This is a genomic window from Duncaniella sp. C9 (assembly GCF_004803935.1).
Lineage (GTDB): Bacteria > Bacteroidota > Bacteroidia > Bacteroidales > Muribaculaceae > Duncaniella > Duncaniella muris.
Map to the genome: position 1 here is coordinate 1,911,806 of NZ_CP039547.1, position 14,584 is coordinate 1,926,389.

At 50.5% G+C, this 14,584-nt stretch carries 14 protein-coding genes; 5 read left to right on the forward strand and 9 right to left on the reverse strand.

Annotation, left to right across the window (positions count from 1 at the left end; all coding sequences use genetic code 11):
• Nucleotides 1–217 precede the first annotated feature (217 nt).
• Nucleotides 218–1,918 (forward strand): SulP family inorganic anion transporter, encoded by a 1,701-nt coding sequence (locus E7745_RS07760; RefSeq protein WP_136408583.1) that lies wholly within the window; start codon nt 218–220, stop codon nt 1,916–1,918.
• Nucleotides 1,919–2,034: 116 nt separating this feature from the next.
• On the opposite strand, the gene hisA is transcribed toward E7745_RS07760, so the two are convergent.
• From hisA to hisG, 6 genes are all read right to left on the reverse strand, one after another.
• Nucleotides 2,035–2,757 carry a 1-(5-phosphoribosyl)-5-[(5-phosphoribosylamino)methylideneamino]imidazole-4-carboxamide isomerase gene (gene hisA, locus E7745_RS07765; protein ID WP_136408584.1) on the reverse strand — a complete coding sequence of 241 codons (723 nt, stop codon included), beginning with the start codon at nt 2,755–2,757 and terminating at the stop codon, nt 2,035–2,037.
• A gap of 76 nt (nt 2,758–2,833) precedes the next feature.
• Entirely contained in the window at nt 2,834–3,421 is a 588-nt protein-coding gene (gene hisH / locus E7745_RS07770; RefSeq protein WP_136408585.1) for an imidazole glycerol phosphate synthase subunit HisH, read from the reverse strand.
• Nucleotides 3,418–4,521 (reverse strand): bifunctional histidinol-phosphatase/imidazoleglycerol-phosphate dehydratase HisB, encoded by a 1,104-nt coding sequence (gene hisB / locus E7745_RS07775; RefSeq protein ID WP_124075549.1) that lies wholly within the window; start codon nt 4,519–4,521, stop codon nt 3,418–3,420. Before hisB ends, hisH begins: the two co-directional genes overlap by 4 nt.
• Before the next feature lie 43 nt (nt 4,522–4,564).
• Nucleotides 4,565–5,596: a histidinol-phosphate transaminase gene (gene hisC, locus E7745_RS07780; RefSeq protein WP_124075550.1), complete on the reverse strand. Its 1,032-nt coding sequence runs from the start codon at nt 5,594–5,596 to the stop codon at nt 4,565–4,567.
• Between the two features lie 14 nt (nt 5,597–5,610).
• The gene (gene hisD, locus E7745_RS07785) at nt 5,611–6,891 is read right to left on the reverse strand and encodes a histidinol dehydrogenase (protein WP_123398077.1); all 1,281 of its coding nucleotides are present in this window, start codon (nt 6,889–6,891) and stop codon (nt 5,611–5,613) included.
• Between the two features lie 24 nt (nt 6,892–6,915).
• A complete protein-coding gene (gene hisG, locus E7745_RS07790) occupies nt 6,916–7,767 on the reverse strand; it encodes an ATP phosphoribosyltransferase (protein ID WP_107031589.1) in 852 nt (283 codons plus the stop codon).
• A gap of 335 nt (nt 7,768–8,102) precedes the next feature.
• Between hisG and E7745_RS07795 the strand changes: the two genes are divergently transcribed.
• Genes E7745_RS07795 through E7745_RS07805 form a run of 3 tightly spaced genes read left to right on the forward strand, consistent with a single transcriptional unit; the run spans nt 8,103 to nt 10,668 of the window.
• Nucleotides 8,103–8,768, forward strand: a complete 666-nt coding sequence (locus E7745_RS07795; protein ID WP_240597643.1) for a glycosyltransferase — start codon at nt 8,103–8,105, stop codon at nt 8,766–8,768.
• Nucleotides 8,769–8,783: 15 nt separating this feature from the next.
• Entirely contained in the window at nt 8,784–9,713 is a 930-nt protein-coding gene (locus tag E7745_RS07800) for a Stealth CR1 domain-containing protein (RefSeq protein ID WP_107031603.1), read from the forward strand.
• Between the two features lies 1 nt (nt 9,714).
• Nucleotides 9,715–10,668 carry a stealth family protein gene (locus E7745_RS07805; protein ID WP_160630604.1) on the forward strand — a complete coding sequence of 318 codons (954 nt, stop codon included), beginning with the start codon at nt 9,715–9,717 and terminating at the stop codon, nt 10,666–10,668.
• Nucleotides 10,669–10,742: 74 nt separating this feature from the next.
• Here the strand turns inward: E7745_RS07805 and E7745_RS07810 are convergent, their stop codons facing one another.
• The 3 genes from E7745_RS07810 to E7745_RS07820 all read right to left on the reverse strand — a co-directional run bounded on the left by E7745_RS07810 (nt 10,743) and on the right by E7745_RS07820 (nt 13,607).
• Entirely contained in the window at nt 10,743–11,618 is an 876-nt protein-coding gene (locus E7745_RS07810) for a glycosyltransferase family 92 protein (protein WP_107031592.1), read from the reverse strand.
• Nucleotides 11,619–11,703: 85 nt separating this feature from the next.
• Entirely contained in the window at nt 11,704–12,696 is a 993-nt protein-coding gene (locus tag E7745_RS07815; protein ID WP_136408586.1) for a stealth family protein, read from the reverse strand.
• 14 nt (nt 12,697–12,710) lie between these two features.
• Nucleotides 12,711–13,607, reverse strand: a complete 897-nt coding sequence (locus tag E7745_RS07820; RefSeq protein WP_123398072.1) for a lysophospholipid acyltransferase family protein — start codon at nt 13,605–13,607, stop codon at nt 12,711–12,713.
• A 472-nt stretch (nt 13,608–14,079) separates the two neighbouring features.
• Here E7745_RS07820 and E7745_RS07825 point away from each other — a divergent pair, with 472 nt between their 5' ends.
• Nucleotides 14,080–14,562, forward strand: coding sequence for a rhomboid family intramembrane serine protease (locus E7745_RS07825; RefSeq protein ID WP_240740268.1), 483 nt, complete (start codon nt 14,080–14,082; stop codon nt 14,560–14,562).
• Nucleotides 14,563–14,584 lie beyond the last annotated feature (22 nt).

The following is a 14,584-nucleotide window of genomic DNA, read 5'->3' on the forward strand; positions in this document are numbered from 1 at the left end:
TTATAAGTCTCGCCAATTATTGAGGCTATTAGGAGGAAATATTTTGTCTATTTTAGTGAATTTTGGCGGAAATTAAGTAATTTTGCACCCTCAAACGGGGGGACATTGGGGACCGTTGCCTTTATGCTTTCTTCCGATTGAATTGTTTCCAATAGAGAAAATCGGCACTGAGATGTGTCGGCATAACAGTATATATAGTAACTAAGGAAGTTTTCTAATGAATTTTGCAGCTTCTCTTGATTTCAAGCCGAAATTGGTTTCGACTCTGAAAAATTATTCCTTTGACAAGTTTAAAAACGACCTTGTGGCCGGTATAGTGGTAGGCATTGTGGCTCTCCCGCTTGCAATCGCCTTCGGTATAGCCAGTGGCGTCAGCCCCACAGTCGGTCTCATCACAGCCATAATAGGTGGCTTCATTGTTTCGGCAGCCGGCGGCTGCACGGTGCAGATCGGTGGCCCTACAGGTGCGTTCATCGTGATAGTCTACAATATCATTGCCAATTTCGGTCTTGAAGGACTGGCGGTGGCCACGTTGATGGCCGGACTCATCCTTGTGGCTCTCGGCATATTCCGCCTCGGAACAGTCATCAAGTTCATTCCTTATCCGATTGTGGTGGGCTTTACGGCAGGTATCGCGCTGACAATCTTCTCCACACAGATCAACGACTTCTTCGGACTTGGATTGAAAAACGTGCCGAGCGAGTTCATCCCGAAGTGGGGCATGTATCTTTCAAATTTCGGCAATGTCGACTGGATCACTCTCGGAGTAGGCCTTGCGGCTCTGGCAATCATCATTGTCACTCCCAAAATTTCTCGTCGTCTGCCAGGCGCACTGATAGCCATTATACTTGTGACACTGGTGGTGTCACTTGTGCCCGGTCTTCATGTCGAGACTATCGGCGATCGTTTCGGCTCACTATCCACTGACATACCAGAACCTCACGGATTTGAACTGAGCATGGCCACGATCAACCGCCTGCTCCCCTCGGCATTCACAATCGCGATTCTCGGAGCTATCGAATCACTGCTGTCAGCAACCGTGGCTGACGGTGTGACAGGAACACGCACCAACAGCAACACCGAACTTATCGGCCAGGGCATGGCCAACATCATCGTGCCTTTCTTCGGTGGCATCCCCGTCACCGGAGCGATTGCCCGCACAATGACCAACATCACCAACGGCGGACGCACCCCCGTAGCCGGTGTCGTTCATGCCATTGTCCTCTTCCTGATCTTCCTCTTCCTTATGCCTCTGATCAACCTGATCCCGATGGCCTGCCTTGCTGCAGTCCTGATTGTTGTCAGCTACAACATGAGCGGCTGGCGCACAATCCGTGCCATCTTCCACAATCCGAAGAGCGACATCTCAGTGCTTGTCCTTACCTTCCTTCTGACCGTCATCTTCGATCTGACCATCGCAATTGAGATGGGACTCCTTCTTGCTGTAATCCTCTTCCTGCGCCGTGTGATGGAAAACACTGAGATCAAAGTTTACTCCGAGCAGCTTGACATTGCCGAAGGTTCTGAAACCACACATCACGAGATGCTCAACGTCAACCCCGGTGTAGAGGTCTATGAAATCGATGGCCCGTTCTTCTTCGGTGTCGCCACAAAGTTTGATGAGCTGATGCGCACCACCATCGGCGAGAAGCCCAAAGTCCGCATCATCCGTATGCGCAAAGTGCCGTTTATCGATTCTACGGGCATCCATAATCTTGAAGTGCTCATCAAGTCATCGCATGACGAGAATATCCAGGTGGTTCTTTCCGGCGTGCGTGAGAATGTGCGCGCAGCGCTTGTCAACGCCGGTGTCAATACGCTCCTCGGCGATGACCATATCTGCGACCATATCACAAAGGCTGTTGAAATGGCCAATAGGCTGGCTCCTGCCTCAGCTACGGCTGCAGCCACAGTCTGATAAGAGCCTCTGAATAACGAAAAAGCCTGACACTCGCGTCATGTCCGCGGGCTGTCAGGCTTTTTTGTCACCGGTCGCTGTCAGCCGGCAGTGTGTTAAGAAGCTTTTGGTGTGTGTTATCTGGCGTATCTCTGTAATTCTTTGAGTGCCAAGTGGCCTTCATAGATAGCTTTGCCTGTAATGACTCGCCGCAGGCCGAGTGCGTCAAGGCGCTCGATGTCACGGATTGAGCTGATGCCGCCGGAGACGGTGAACACAACATCCGGAAACGCTTCCTGAAGACGTGTGTACATACCGAAAGCCGGACCTTCAAGCATTCCGTCTTTTGATATGTCGGTGCAGATGGCCTGGGAAAGACTTGACGGGATAAAACGGGCAAGCAGATCGTCAATCGTATCGGCTGTTTCCTCCAGCCATCCGCTGACGGCAACTTTGCCGTTGCGCACATCGGCTCCGAGTATCAGCTTCTCGCCGCCATAGGTCTGTAGCCATTCAGTCATCAGTTGAGGTTCGCGGGCTGCTATGCTGCCGATGATCGCATAGGTTGCTCCTGCGTTGAACACATCTTTCAGCGCCTGTCCGGTTTTTATGCCTCCTCCCCATTCAGCCGTCACTCCGTTGATGCGGGCAATCTGTTCGAGGGTGTGGAGATTACGCGGAGAACTTGCCTTGGCACCGTCAAGGTCAACGACGTGTATGCGTGTCAGCCCGTGGTCGGCAAAACGTTTCGCCATGTCTTCAGGCGAGAGATTATAGTCGGTGCAACGGTCATAGTCGCCTTGAGAGAGCCTGACGCACTTTCCGTCGATCAGGTCAATGGCAGGGATTACTTCGATCATCGTTTTTTTATCTGTTGGTGTATCTGGGGGATAGACTTGGCAGTGAACCGTATATGTTTTTTGTGGCATGCATGGCCTACAGTTTCAGGAAATTGGCGAGAATCCGCTCGCCGACATCACCGCTTTTTTCGGGATGGAACTGAGTACCGTAGAAATTTTCATATTTGAGCGCCGCGCTGAAAAGAGTGGTGCCATAGCGGGTGGTCGCGATGGTGTCAGGACAGAGATTGGCATAATATGAATGCACATAGTAGACATAGCTTCCCCGGCCGATATCTTTGAGCAGTTTCGATTCCAGATTGTTGATTCGGTTCCAGCCTACATGGGGCACCTTAAGACCTTCTTCTTCAGGGAAACGGCGGATATGGGCATCGAAGATCCCCAGGCAGTCAACATCTCCTTCCTCCGAGTGGCGGCACATAACCTGCATGCCTACGCAGATGCCGAGCACCGGATGGCGTAGATTGCGGATCACTTCACAAAGTCCGCGTTCCCGCAGACGTCCCATAGCCTCGGCATCGTTTCCGACCCCCGGCAGGAGAACCCGCGAGGCACTGCGTATCTCTTCCGGATCCGAGGTCAGTTTCCACTCGGCTCCGAGGCGGCTGAGGGCATTTTCTACCGAACGCAGATTGCCCATTTCGTAATCTATTATGGCTATCATATGATTCCTTTGCTTGATGGCAGGTTATAGCTGAACACGTCACGTCTGACGGCCATGCGTAGCGCACGGGCGAAGGCTTTGAACACACCTTCGATCAGGTGGTGGTTGTTTTCGCCGCGCGCGCTGATGTGGAGATTGCAGCGCATGGCGGAGCAGAGCGATTTGAAGAAGTGGCTGTACATCTCTGTAGGGGTGTCGCCTACATATTCGCGAGTGAACTCCACGTCCCATACAAAATCAGCCCTGCCTCCGAAGTCGATCAGTACAAGTGCTTTGCACTCGTCCATCGGCAGCACGAATCCATAGCGGTCAATGCCGGTTTTCGATCCGAGAGCCTTGTCTATCGCCTGGCCGAGCACAATGGCGATATCTTCCATCGAGTGATGTTCGTCTACTTCAAGATCGCCGTCACATTTCAGATCGATCGAAATTCCGGCATGGTGCGGGATCTGCCAGAGCATATGGTCGAAGAATTTCAAGCCGCTGTCTATCGCCGAGGGCAGATGCCCGTCAAGGTCGAGCGCCAGGCTGATGCGTGTTTCGGACGTGTTTCGTATTATTGAAACCATGCGGTCTGCCGAGAGAATATGGCGGGCAATCTCATCCCAGCTGTCGCTGACGAGTTCGCATCCGTCGATGTTTTCGGTGTTGCCGGCGTGGCCTATGAGTATGCCGCGTGCACCTAAATTGCGCGCGAGTTCGATGTCGGTCATCCTGTCGCCGATAACGAAACTTGTTGCCAGGTCATAGTCACCGCCGAGATAGGCGGTGAGCATTCCGGTGCGCGGTTTGCGGGTCGGAGCGTTATCAGCCGGAAACGAACGGTCTATCAGTATATCGTCAAACCTCACGCCTTCTCCTTCAAGAGTGGAGAGCATGCGGTTGTGGGCCGGCCAGAAGGTCTTTTCCGGGAATGAGGCTGTTCCGAGGCCGTCCTGATTCGAAACCATGACCAGTTCATAGCCGCGGTTCATCAGTGAGCGGAGCCCGGAGATTGCGCCGGGTACGAATTCGAGCTTCTCAAGCGAGTCGATCTGCTCGTCGGCCGGCTCTTTTATAATTGTGCCGTCGCGGTCAATGAAAATAGCTTTCTTTGCCATAGCTGAGTTGGTTTTGCATGAGTATAAAGTCGGTTCGTGGATATCAGAATTTTTCAAGAAGAGCCACCACGCGGGCATTTTCTTCGGGTGTGCCTACGGTGAAACGCAGGCAGTTGCCGCAGCCTGTTACCTTGTTGCGGTTTCTTACGATTACTCCGTGTTCTGTCAGATAGCTGTACATCGCATCGGCATCATCGACTTTGACGAGCAGGAAGTTGGCATCCGAAGGATAGACTTTTCTGACTTTAGGAAGGGCGGCCAGAGTCTTGGCGAGATAATCGCGTTGCTGTCTGATTTCCTCCACCTGGGGGCTGATGTCAGTTTCGGCGATGCGTCTGATCAGTCCGGCCTGTGTCGGACCGTTGACATTGTAGGGATACTTCACCCTGCCATACAGTTCGGCTATTTCAGGCACGGCAAATGCCATGCCCATACGCAGCGAGGCCATGCCCCAGGCTTTCGAGAATGTCTGCATCACTATCAGATTGTGATGTGTGGCTATATCTGCAAGAAGCGACGGCTCAGCCGAGAAGTCTATGTAGGCTTCATCAACCACCACCATGCCGTTGAAACTGTCGGCCAGACGAAGAATGTCGGCACGGCTGAATGAATTTCCGGTCGGGTTGTTGGGCGAACAGATCCACATCAGTCTGCTGTTTTCATCTGCGGCCGCGAGGAGCGCCTCTACCGGCAGAGAAAAGTCCTCGTTCAGTGCCACGCTGCGCAGTTCTACATCATTGATATAGGCGCTTACGGCGTAGACCCCGTAGCTCGGAGCTATTGCAATGGCATTGTCAATTCCGGGGCGGCAGAAGATGCGATAGGTGAGGTCGATGGCCTCGTCACTGCCTGCGCCACCTATAAATATATTATCGGCCGCTATGCCTTTCAACGCGGAAATCGCTTTTTTCAGCTCCTTCTGATGGGGATCGGGGTAGCGGTTGAGTCCTGAGGGGTAGGGGCTTTCATTGGCGTCGAGCCACACGGAGATGTCGCCACCTTTGAATTCATCACGGGCGGTCGAGTATGGCTCCAGAGAGAGTATGTTGGGGCGTACAAAGCTCAGAGGATTCATTGCGGTAAAGGTGTTTAGGTGTCGGATTGGGTGCGTACGCTGACAGCAAGCGCATGAGCGTCAAGCCCTTCGGCTTCGGCCATTGCGGTGATAGCAGGCGCGAGCAGTCCGAGGCCTTCGCGCGTGAGTTCCTGGTAGGTGATCTTGCGCATGAAACTGTCGAGGTTCACGCCGCTGTAGGCCCGCGCCCAGGCAGAGGTGGGAAGTGTGTGGTTTGTGCCTGACGCATAGTCTCCTGCGCTTTCCGGAGAGTAATTGCCTATGAACACACTGCCTGCCGCGCGTATCTCCTGGGCCACTGTCCAGGGTGATTTTATGGAGATGATCAGGTGTTCCGGCGCATAGGCATTGACAAAATCGATCATGTCATCGCGCCCGTCCATTACAATCAGACGGCTGTGGGAGAGCGATCCGGCCACAGAGTCCTCGCGGCTGAGTTTTTTTGACAGGCGGCTGATTTCAGCCTGCGTCTCTGACGCGATGCGCTCGGAGGTGCAGACGAGTATCGCCTGGCTGTCAGGCCCGTGTTCAGCTTGCGAGAGGAGGTCTGCGGCGATGAATGTCGGGTTGGCACTGTCATCGGCCATTACTAGAACCTCGCTCGGACCTGCGGGCATGTCAATAGCCACAGTTGCTGAAAGCTGCTGCTTGGCTTTGGTGACATAGCGGTTGCCCGGCCCGAAGATCTTGTCGACTTTCGGAATGCTTTCGGTGCCGAGAGCCATTGCTGCGATGGCCTGCGCGCCGCCTATTCTGTAGATCCTGTCTATGCCGCAGACAGCGGCTGCATAGAGTATCTCAGGTGCTATCGGACGGTTGCCGCTCTGCGGTGTGCAGAGTATTATCTCTTTGCATCCGGCTATCCGGGCAGGGCAGGCGAGCATGAGCACTGTGGAGAAGAGCGGGGCACGACCGCCTGGTATGTAAAGCCCTACGCGGTCAATGGCCACAGGCTTCTGCACGCAGCGGACGCCGGGCATTGTCATTACATCGACATCGGCCGGGCGCTGGGCCGAGTGAAAGCGTGTTATGTTTTCCTTGGCCAGGCTGATGGCGGCTTTGACTCCATCGCTGACCTTGGCGCATCCTTCGGCTATTTCAGCTTCCGAGACTTCGAAACAGCTGATTTCAGTGTGGTCGAAGCGCAGGGCCATATTGCGCAGAGCTTCGTCTCCACGCAGTCTGACGTCAGCGATGATTCCGCTGACGGCTTTGTCGACCGCCGGATCATCAGGAATGTTGCGCTCGGTAAGCCGCGGCCACTCGGCGCGCGGCGGATTTATATAGGTATCCATTGTTGTGTCTGATTAAGTGCCCTCTTATTTGACAATGTTTTCAAGCACGAGCACGAGTATGTCTTCGGCTCCGATGCCTTTCAGCTGCTCGATTTTTTCCCAAAGCTGCGATTCGGGGATCACAGCATGGAGCGAAAGCCATTCCGGATCAGCCAGATGCAGGATTGTAGGGCTTTTCATTCCGGGAAGAATCTTCAGGGCTTCGTCAAGCGATGATTTCGGCAGGTTCATGAGCACATATTTCATGCCACGGCTTTCGATTATAGAGCGGAAGCGGAAACAGAGCTTGTCAAGTTCCTCCTGCTTTTCGGCCGGAAGATCCGGTGTGGCTATCAGTACAGATTGAGATTCGAGCACAGACTCCACTTCCACGAGGCCGTTCTGTATAAGAGTGCCTCCGGAAGAAACAATGTCAAAGATTGCATCGGCCATGCCGATTGCCGGAGCTATCTCCACCGAACCGGTTATGGTGTGGATCTCGGCGCTGATCTCTTTTTCTTTAAGAAAGCGCGAGAGTATGGCGGGATAAGATGTGGCTATACGGCGTCCGTTGAACCATTCGAGCCCTTTGTAATCGGCCTCGCGTGGCACTGCGAGACTCAGACGGCAACCGCCGAATCCGAGCGGTATTATCCGATGGACATCCACGCCTTTTTCTTCCACTTCGTTGAGCCCGACAATTCCGAGATCGGCTGTGCCCATTGCGACAGCCTGTGGAATATCATCGTCACGGAGTAGCAAAAGATCTACTGGGAAGCCCTTGGCATGGGCGATGAGGGAGCGGCTCCCTACTGACGCCGAGATTCCCGCATCGGCAAGCAAAGCCATTGTTTTTTCGTTGAGGCGACCTTTGGCCTGAATGGCAATTCGTAACATATATTGTAATAATTCTTAGAAATTGATGCGCAAAGATACGGTTTTTATTCTAAAATGCAATCAAAGAGGTCGCTTTTACTCATGAAATCTTTCAAGTCGGAGAAATCCGCCGGCTGGCAACTTTCAGAAAGTTTGCATAGCTCGGAATAAGTTGTTACCTTTGTGAAGTACTCCTCGCGCTTTGATTAAAGAATACCATAAGAATGATAAACACAAACGGAGACAATGAAAAGACACGTGTAATCGTGTCATTGACATCTTTTCCTGCTGCGATACGATTTGTATTGCCGACCGTGAAATCAATTCTTGCAGGGTCTGTGCTTCCTGACAAAATTGTGCTTTATCTGACATATTCCCAGTTTGAAAATTGCGGAATTCCGCAAGATCTGCTTGACCTTGCCGATAAGAATCCGATTTTTGAAATCAGGGACTATGCCAGTGAAATAAGGTCGTATCGCAAACTGATTCCGGCGCTTAAGGATTTTCCGGAGGATGTCATTGTGACAATAGATGATGATACAGACTATCATCCAGACATGCTCGATAGCCTGCTCCGTCTTCATAAACGTTTTCCTGGCCATATTCTGGCTCACAGAGCAAAACGGATAGTGCCTGACAAACCATATCGAAAATGGCCAAAACTCAGGTGGTATCATTTTATCGGTAGTAAAATCAAAATCAGCCCGAATATAATTCAGACAGGAGTCGGAGGTGTGCTCTATCCGCCTCATTCGCTCAAAGCCGATATGCTTGACGAAAAAATGTTCACTACATTGGCTCCGACCACTGATGATATATGGTTCTGGGCGGCGGCGGTAGCTAATGGGCGAACAGTAATACCTGTGCCTTTCGGCCCTCACAATAAGCCTAAAGGACTTGGTAAGCCTCGCGAACTTGCTCTGAAGACAGTAAACTTTAAGTCCGGAACTGATCGTAACGACATCGCATTCAAAACTATTATACAAAGATATCCGGAAGTTAATAATCAACTTGAGAAATAAACGAAAAAGCAAGATATGGAAATAGATCTGGTTTATCTGTGGGTCAATGGTAATGATCCGCAGTGGCAGGCCAAACGCCAATCTGTAACAGGGGATATAGGTCATACTTCGGTAAACTGCAGAGGACGCTATATGGATAATGGAGAATTAAAATACAGTCTGCGTTCTATAGGGCTATATGCCCCTTGGGTCCGTAAGATTTTTATAGTCACGGATAATCAGGTGCCGGAATGGCTTGATACAGCTCATCCGAAAATTCAGATAGTAGATCATTCAGAAATTCTGCCTGAAGAAAGCCGTCCTTGTTTCAATTCTGTCATAATTGAAAATTTCCTTTATAAAATTCCCGGCTTGTCAGAATATTTTCTATATGGGAATGATGATATGCTCATCAATCGTCCCGTCACTCCAGAGACGTTTTTTGCAGCAGACGGTTTCCCGATTGTACGTATGAACCGTCGTCTATTCAGAAAAAGCTATGTGTGGTTTCGGCAGAAAATATTAAAAAAGAAATTGAGTGGATATAATCGTCAGATTGCCAATGCTGCCAATCTTGTAAACAGTAAATTGGGAATCTATTTTGGAGATAGGACTCATCACAATATCGATTCTTACCGCAAGAGCGATTATGAGCATGTCTATAATATGTTTAAGAATGTGATCAAGCCTACACTGGTTCATCATATACGGGATAATGAAGATATTAACCGTCACATATATTCTTATGTTCCACTGGCGGAAAAGCGTGCTCATGCTCAGTATGTAAATAAGAAGACATCGTTCCGTCTCCAGATCCATGAAGTTGAGCAATATCAGAAACTGGAAGAATATAATCCGATATTTTTCTGCATGAATGATTCTCAGTTTGCAACGGACGAGGATAGAAGGCGCTCAAGTGAATATCTGGAAAGACGTTTTCCGAATAAGTCGGAATTTGAAAAATAGTATGAAGTCAATGAAAGCTATGGAAGTGGATCTGGTTTATCTGTGGGTCAACGGCAATGATCCGCAGTGGCGCGCAAAGCGTAATGCGACAATAGGGCGGACCGAAGACGGTTCGGCTGTAAATTGCGAGGGGCGCTATGCCGACAATGATGAACTTAAGTTCAGTCTGCGGGCTGTGGAGATGTATGCTCCCTGGATCCGAAGGATTTTCATTGTGACAGACAATCAGGTGCCACGGTGGCTTGATGTCAGCAATCCGAAGATCAGGATTGTTGACCACACGGAAATCATACCGGCTGAATATCTTCCGACTTTCAATTCGCCTGTGATCGAACATTTCCTTTACCGGATTCCGGGGCTTGGAGAGCATTTTCTGTATGCCAATGATGACATGTTTATAAACAGGCCTGTCACTCCTGCCGATTTTTTCGGATCTGACGGTCTCCCGATACTCAGACTTAACCGCAGACCGTTCAGGAGATTGACCTTATTCTTGAAGAGCAAGCTGCTTAAACGCAAAATAAGCAACTATAACCTTACCATTCAGAATTCGGCCAGAATGGTAGAAAGACGTTACGGAGTCTATTATGGCGGAAAGACACATCACAATATAGATGCTTACAATAAGAGTTTCTGCCGCCATGTGTTTGAAGATGTGTTCAAGGATGAGATCGAACCGACGCTGACTAATCATGTTCGCAGTGACAACGATGTCCAGCGCAACATTTATTCCTATGCGGCTATAGCCGAGAAGCAGGGCCATCTGCAATATGTGTCGCAGAAAACATCGTTCAGATTTCATATTGACAATCATTCGCACTATGAGAAGCTTGAGAAATACAATCCGCTGCTTTTCTGCATGAACGACTCGCAGTATGCCGATCAGAATGACCGCGAGCGCGTTACAGAGTATCTCAAGAGCCGTTTTCCAAAAAAATCAGGGTTCGAGAAATAACCACGGTTGCAAGTTATAACAATCCGGCTCGCACACTGACAGCAGAATCTGTATGTGTGCGGGCCGGTCGGTGTTTATTCGGCTATGTCGTTTAGGTCATAGTTGTAAAAATAGTCCATCGGTATGGTGCGTTGCGTTCCGCTTGCCCGTCCGCGGTTCTGCTTTTCAATAAATTCTTCTTTTGATCTTACGGCGTAGTGGTTTACGCGGATCACGTCTTGCTGCGGTTCGCGTTCGCGGAAATTTCGCGTGATAGGATCGCCGTGCGAATCCGCAGCTATTCCGTCGATGCGCGCCGCTTCGTGGCATCCGGTCATGACGAACACTCGCCGCGGATCAACAATGCTTTTCACGTGGCGGTTGAGTCTGTGGCCGGGGAGTGAGTGGTGTCTGAACCGCTGCATTACCGGATCAGGCGATTTCTTTTCCGCGCCACCGCTGCCATAGATCAGCCAGTTGATCTCGACGGCAGGCGAGTCTTCGAAACGCTTGAGAAATTCCGGAATGGAACTGTCGGCTATCGGAACTATGAATTCGTCAAGGTCAATGAATGCGAGCCAGCGGGTGTCGAAGCGGTGACGGTCCATGCAGTCGTCATAGGCTGCTATCTGACGGCGATAGCCGGGATAGTAACAGTATTCCACCACACCGGACTCAATGTAGGGCCGGAGCACTTCGCGGGTGCAGTCGGTGCTTTCGTTGTCATAGATGTAGAACTTCTCCACGCCTTGGCTGATATGCCAGTCAAGCCATTCTTTGAAATACGGGCCTTCGTCTTTGGCTATGGCACAGACTGCAAGCCGACAGTCTGGCTTACGGTGGTCGCGTTTCAGACGGAATTTCAGTTTCAAGGCCTTGATGACACCGTAGCGCAGTATTCCGCGCCAGCGGTTCCTTGCCATTTTGCGGGGAATCAGCCCCGCGATTATTTCTGCAGCTACCTTGTTCATGCCGGGTGATTTTTTTGAAAGGTGGTTAGAATAACGTCTGGCATCAGTGTTTTTCGAAAAAGGCTATCTTGGCTTTGGCGTCTGTCTAAAGCTCAAAGCTCGACTTTTCGGGGAGAATGCTTTCAAAAGCATCGCGCACTTCTGCCATGATCTGGTTGTAGTTGCGGATATGAATGTTGTCATTGAGGCAGATGAGCGAATAAGACTGTTCGCGGATGGCTTTTATGGCTTTCTTCGATTTGATCATCAGCGGAAACATTTTGGTGTCGCTGTAGGTGTTGTAAGGCTCGAAGTTGCCTTTGCATATCTGCCATGTGCGGAAAAGTTCGGGAGTGTAGTCATCAGACGCGCGGAAACGGTTGACGGATGTGGCCGTGAGTTCCTTTCCTGCGGCCTGCCAGACTTCCTCGAAAGTGCTTTTGAGGTAGGGCTGGGCGTTGTGGGGGGTCCTGAGGGTGATGAACTTGTCGTAATATCTAAGCAGATAGTTCCAGCGGGCTCGCGATCCGTAGCTTTTGTCAAACCATTTGTCATGGAAGCGGGCCATGACTTCAGGCTTGCTGAAGTTGGCGTTGATGATACGGATGTTGTTTTTGATGCGGCGATACCACTGAGACCAGGAGGGGTTGTACTGGAACGCGGCGATGTCGCATGGCAGTCCGTTGCGGAAGAAGCGTTCGGGGGTAATGCTGTTGATGATATAGAAATCGTCGTTGAAGTAGACAAAGTGGTCGGCGAGGCCGGGGATTTTGTGGATGTAGCGTTCGATCACCACCGAGTTGTAGGTCGGCAGGAACTGCTGCGGTATGTAGTCCTTGTGGCTGACGAGATTGATTTTCGGGTTTTCCGCATCGAGCCAGTCGGGCTTCTGCCCGCTTGTTATGAAATGTATTTTCCGCACCCAGGGGGCGAATTTCTCCACGCCGCGGAACCAGTATTTCAGGAAGCCGTAGTCGCGGAAGCGGGCATCGGTGACGCTGTTTTTCTCCGTCACGGTTTTCCCGGAGTATTTTGCAAATTCCTTCTGCCATTCGGGGTCATCCATGTTGACCCATGTTATTACAAAATCTATTTCCATAGTTTCCGGGGGTGTTATAGGGTGTTGGCGTTTGTGGGTTCTGACAGCTCGGCGTGTTTGAATCGGTTGTGGGTCCACAAATAGAGTTCGGGGGTTTCGCGGATGGCTTGTTCGAGCATTTCGTAATAGATTTGTGTCAGCCCGAAGTCGTGGACAGATTTCGGATTGTCGTGCATGTGGATGAATTCAGCTTCATAATATCCACGGCCTACTTTCCGGATGCGCACGAACCAAGGGTCGAAGCCGTAGTGTTTCGTGATCTTCTCTGTGCCGGTAAGGACCGGAGTCTTGTGATGGAGAAACTGAAGGAAGTGGCGCACCTCGCGCTTTTTGGGCGACTGGTCTGCGATGAATCCGATGATGCTTGTCTGATGGCGTGCCGATAGTTCGGTGATGTAGCGGGCGGTTTTGTACATGTCTACGTTGACGGCGCCGTGGGAGCCTCGGTGTTCGAGCATGATCCGGTCCATTGCCTTGTTGCGCAGCTTGTGATAGATCTGGGCGGCGATTGCGCTCTTTTCAAGGTGGAGCGGCATCGAGGAGACCCACTCCCAGTTGCCGTAATGGCCGAGGTAGAGTGCTACTGATGTGCTCTGACGCAGCACGGTGTTGACGGCTTCGACATTGGTGAAGCGCATGCGCCGCCCCATCTCTTCAGGTGACATGGCTGACATTTTGAAACTTTCGGCTATATTGTCGGCGAAGTAGCGGTAGAATTTTTTTTCGATGCCGAGTATTTCGTTGCTATTTTTCTCAGGAAATGATTCAGTGAGGTTTTTGCGGACAATCTTCCGACGGTAGCGGATGACGTAGTATAAAAGCAGATACATCACACCTGACAATGCATAGAGTACGCTGAATGGCAGACGTGACATAATTCTGAAGAAAAAGCGAAGCAAATGATAGCTCATCCGGAGAAGGCGCTTATAGGGTTTGGTGGTTGACAGTTGGCATATAGCAGCCCGGCAGAGTGTGTCAGGCTGTACATTTTACAATTAAGGACAAAATTATCTAATTTTTCCAAGATTGGCAAATCAATGGTTAAAATATTTAAATCAGAGCCTTGCAGTGATGTTTTGTGATGACGATGCAGGTCGATATTTCGTTTTTTTTAGTAACTTTGTCGAATTGGAAGCTGATTGTCCGGCTTTCATTGCCGGAGGGTGCCAATCAACCCTCGATGTTTCTGATATTATCACATTCCAAGACCTTCTTTTGATACACTCTTCACGGATTATTATGGAATACTCTTTGTTAGATCCAGCTATGTGGAAAGAATTTGAGCAGTCGATATTGTTTGCCATAAACGGAGCGCATAGTCCCGTCTTTAACCATATTATGTGGTTTGTAAGCGGGAAAGCGACCTGGATACCGTTTTACGTTATGTTGACGGCATTTATCGGCTATCGTTTCGGCTGGCGGAAGATGGTGCTTGTGCTGTTGAGCATCGGGGCCATCATAGCCCTTGCCGACCAGACGTGCGCCACACTGATACGCCCTGCCTTTGAACGTCTGCGTCCTTCGCATCCCGACAATCCAGACAGCGCTTTCATTCAGCTTGTCAACGGATATCGCGGAGGCAGATACGGGTTTCCGTCATGTCATGCGGCCAATACCGTGGCTTTGGCTGTGTTCATGATTCTGCTGACAAGGCTGAAATGGATGACAGCGCTGATGATCACATGGTCAGCGGCTGTATGCTATTCAAGAATGTATCTTGGTGTCCATTATCCGTCTGATATTCTTGTGGGTGGCGCTGTCGGGGCTATCTATGCGGTGTTGGTCTACAGGTGTTATTTCATCATCACAAACCGCAGGGATTTATCATCAATCATCTGGCCTCGACTGCGCCCGGCAGCCGATTAGCGATATTTTTGTATATCATAAA

Coding starts and splice junctions, on each gene's coding strand:
- E7745_RS07760 (WP_136408583.1), top strand. CDS start 218: ATGAATTTTGCAGCTTCTCTTGATTTCAAGCCGAAATTGGTTTCGACT.
- hisA (WP_136408584.1), bottom strand. CDS start 2,757: ATGATCGAAGTAATCCCTGCCATTGACCTGATCGACGGAAAGTGCGTC.
- hisH (WP_136408585.1), bottom strand. CDS start 3,421: ATGATAGCCATAATAGATTACGAAATGGGCAATCTGCGTTCGGTAGAA.
- hisB (WP_124075549.1), bottom strand. CDS start 4,521: ATGGCAAAGAAAGCTATTTTCATTGACCGCGACGGCACAATTATAAAA.
- hisC (WP_124075550.1), bottom strand. CDS start 5,596: ATGAATCCTCTGAGCTTTGTACGCCCCAACATACTCTCTCTGGAGCCA.
- hisD (WP_123398077.1), bottom strand. CDS start 6,891: ATGGATACCTATATAAATCCGCCGCGCGCCGAGTGGCCGCGGCTTACC.
- hisG (WP_107031589.1), bottom strand. CDS start 7,767: ATGTTACGAATTGCCATTCAGGCCAAAGGTCGCCTCAACGAAAAAACA.
- E7745_RS07800 (WP_107031603.1), top strand. CDS start 8,784: ATGGAAATAGATCTGGTTTATCTGTGGGTCAATGGTAATGATCCGCAG.
- E7745_RS07805 (WP_160630604.1), top strand. CDS start 9,715: ATGAAGTCAATGAAAGCTATGGAAGTGGATCTGGTTTATCTGTGGGTC.
- E7745_RS07810 (WP_107031592.1), bottom strand. CDS start 11,618: ATGAACAAGGTAGCTGCAGAAATAATCGCGGGGCTGATTCCCCGCAAA.
- E7745_RS07815 (WP_136408586.1), bottom strand. CDS start 12,696: ATGGAAATAGATTTTGTAATAACATGGGTCAACATGGATGACCCCGAA.
- E7745_RS07820 (WP_123398072.1), bottom strand. CDS start 13,607: ATGAGCTATCATTTGCTTCGCTTTTTCTTCAGAATTATGTCACGTCTG.
- E7745_RS07825 (WP_240740268.1), top strand. CDS start 14,080: ATGTTGACGGCATTTATCGGCTATCGTTTCGGCTGGCGGAAGATGGTG.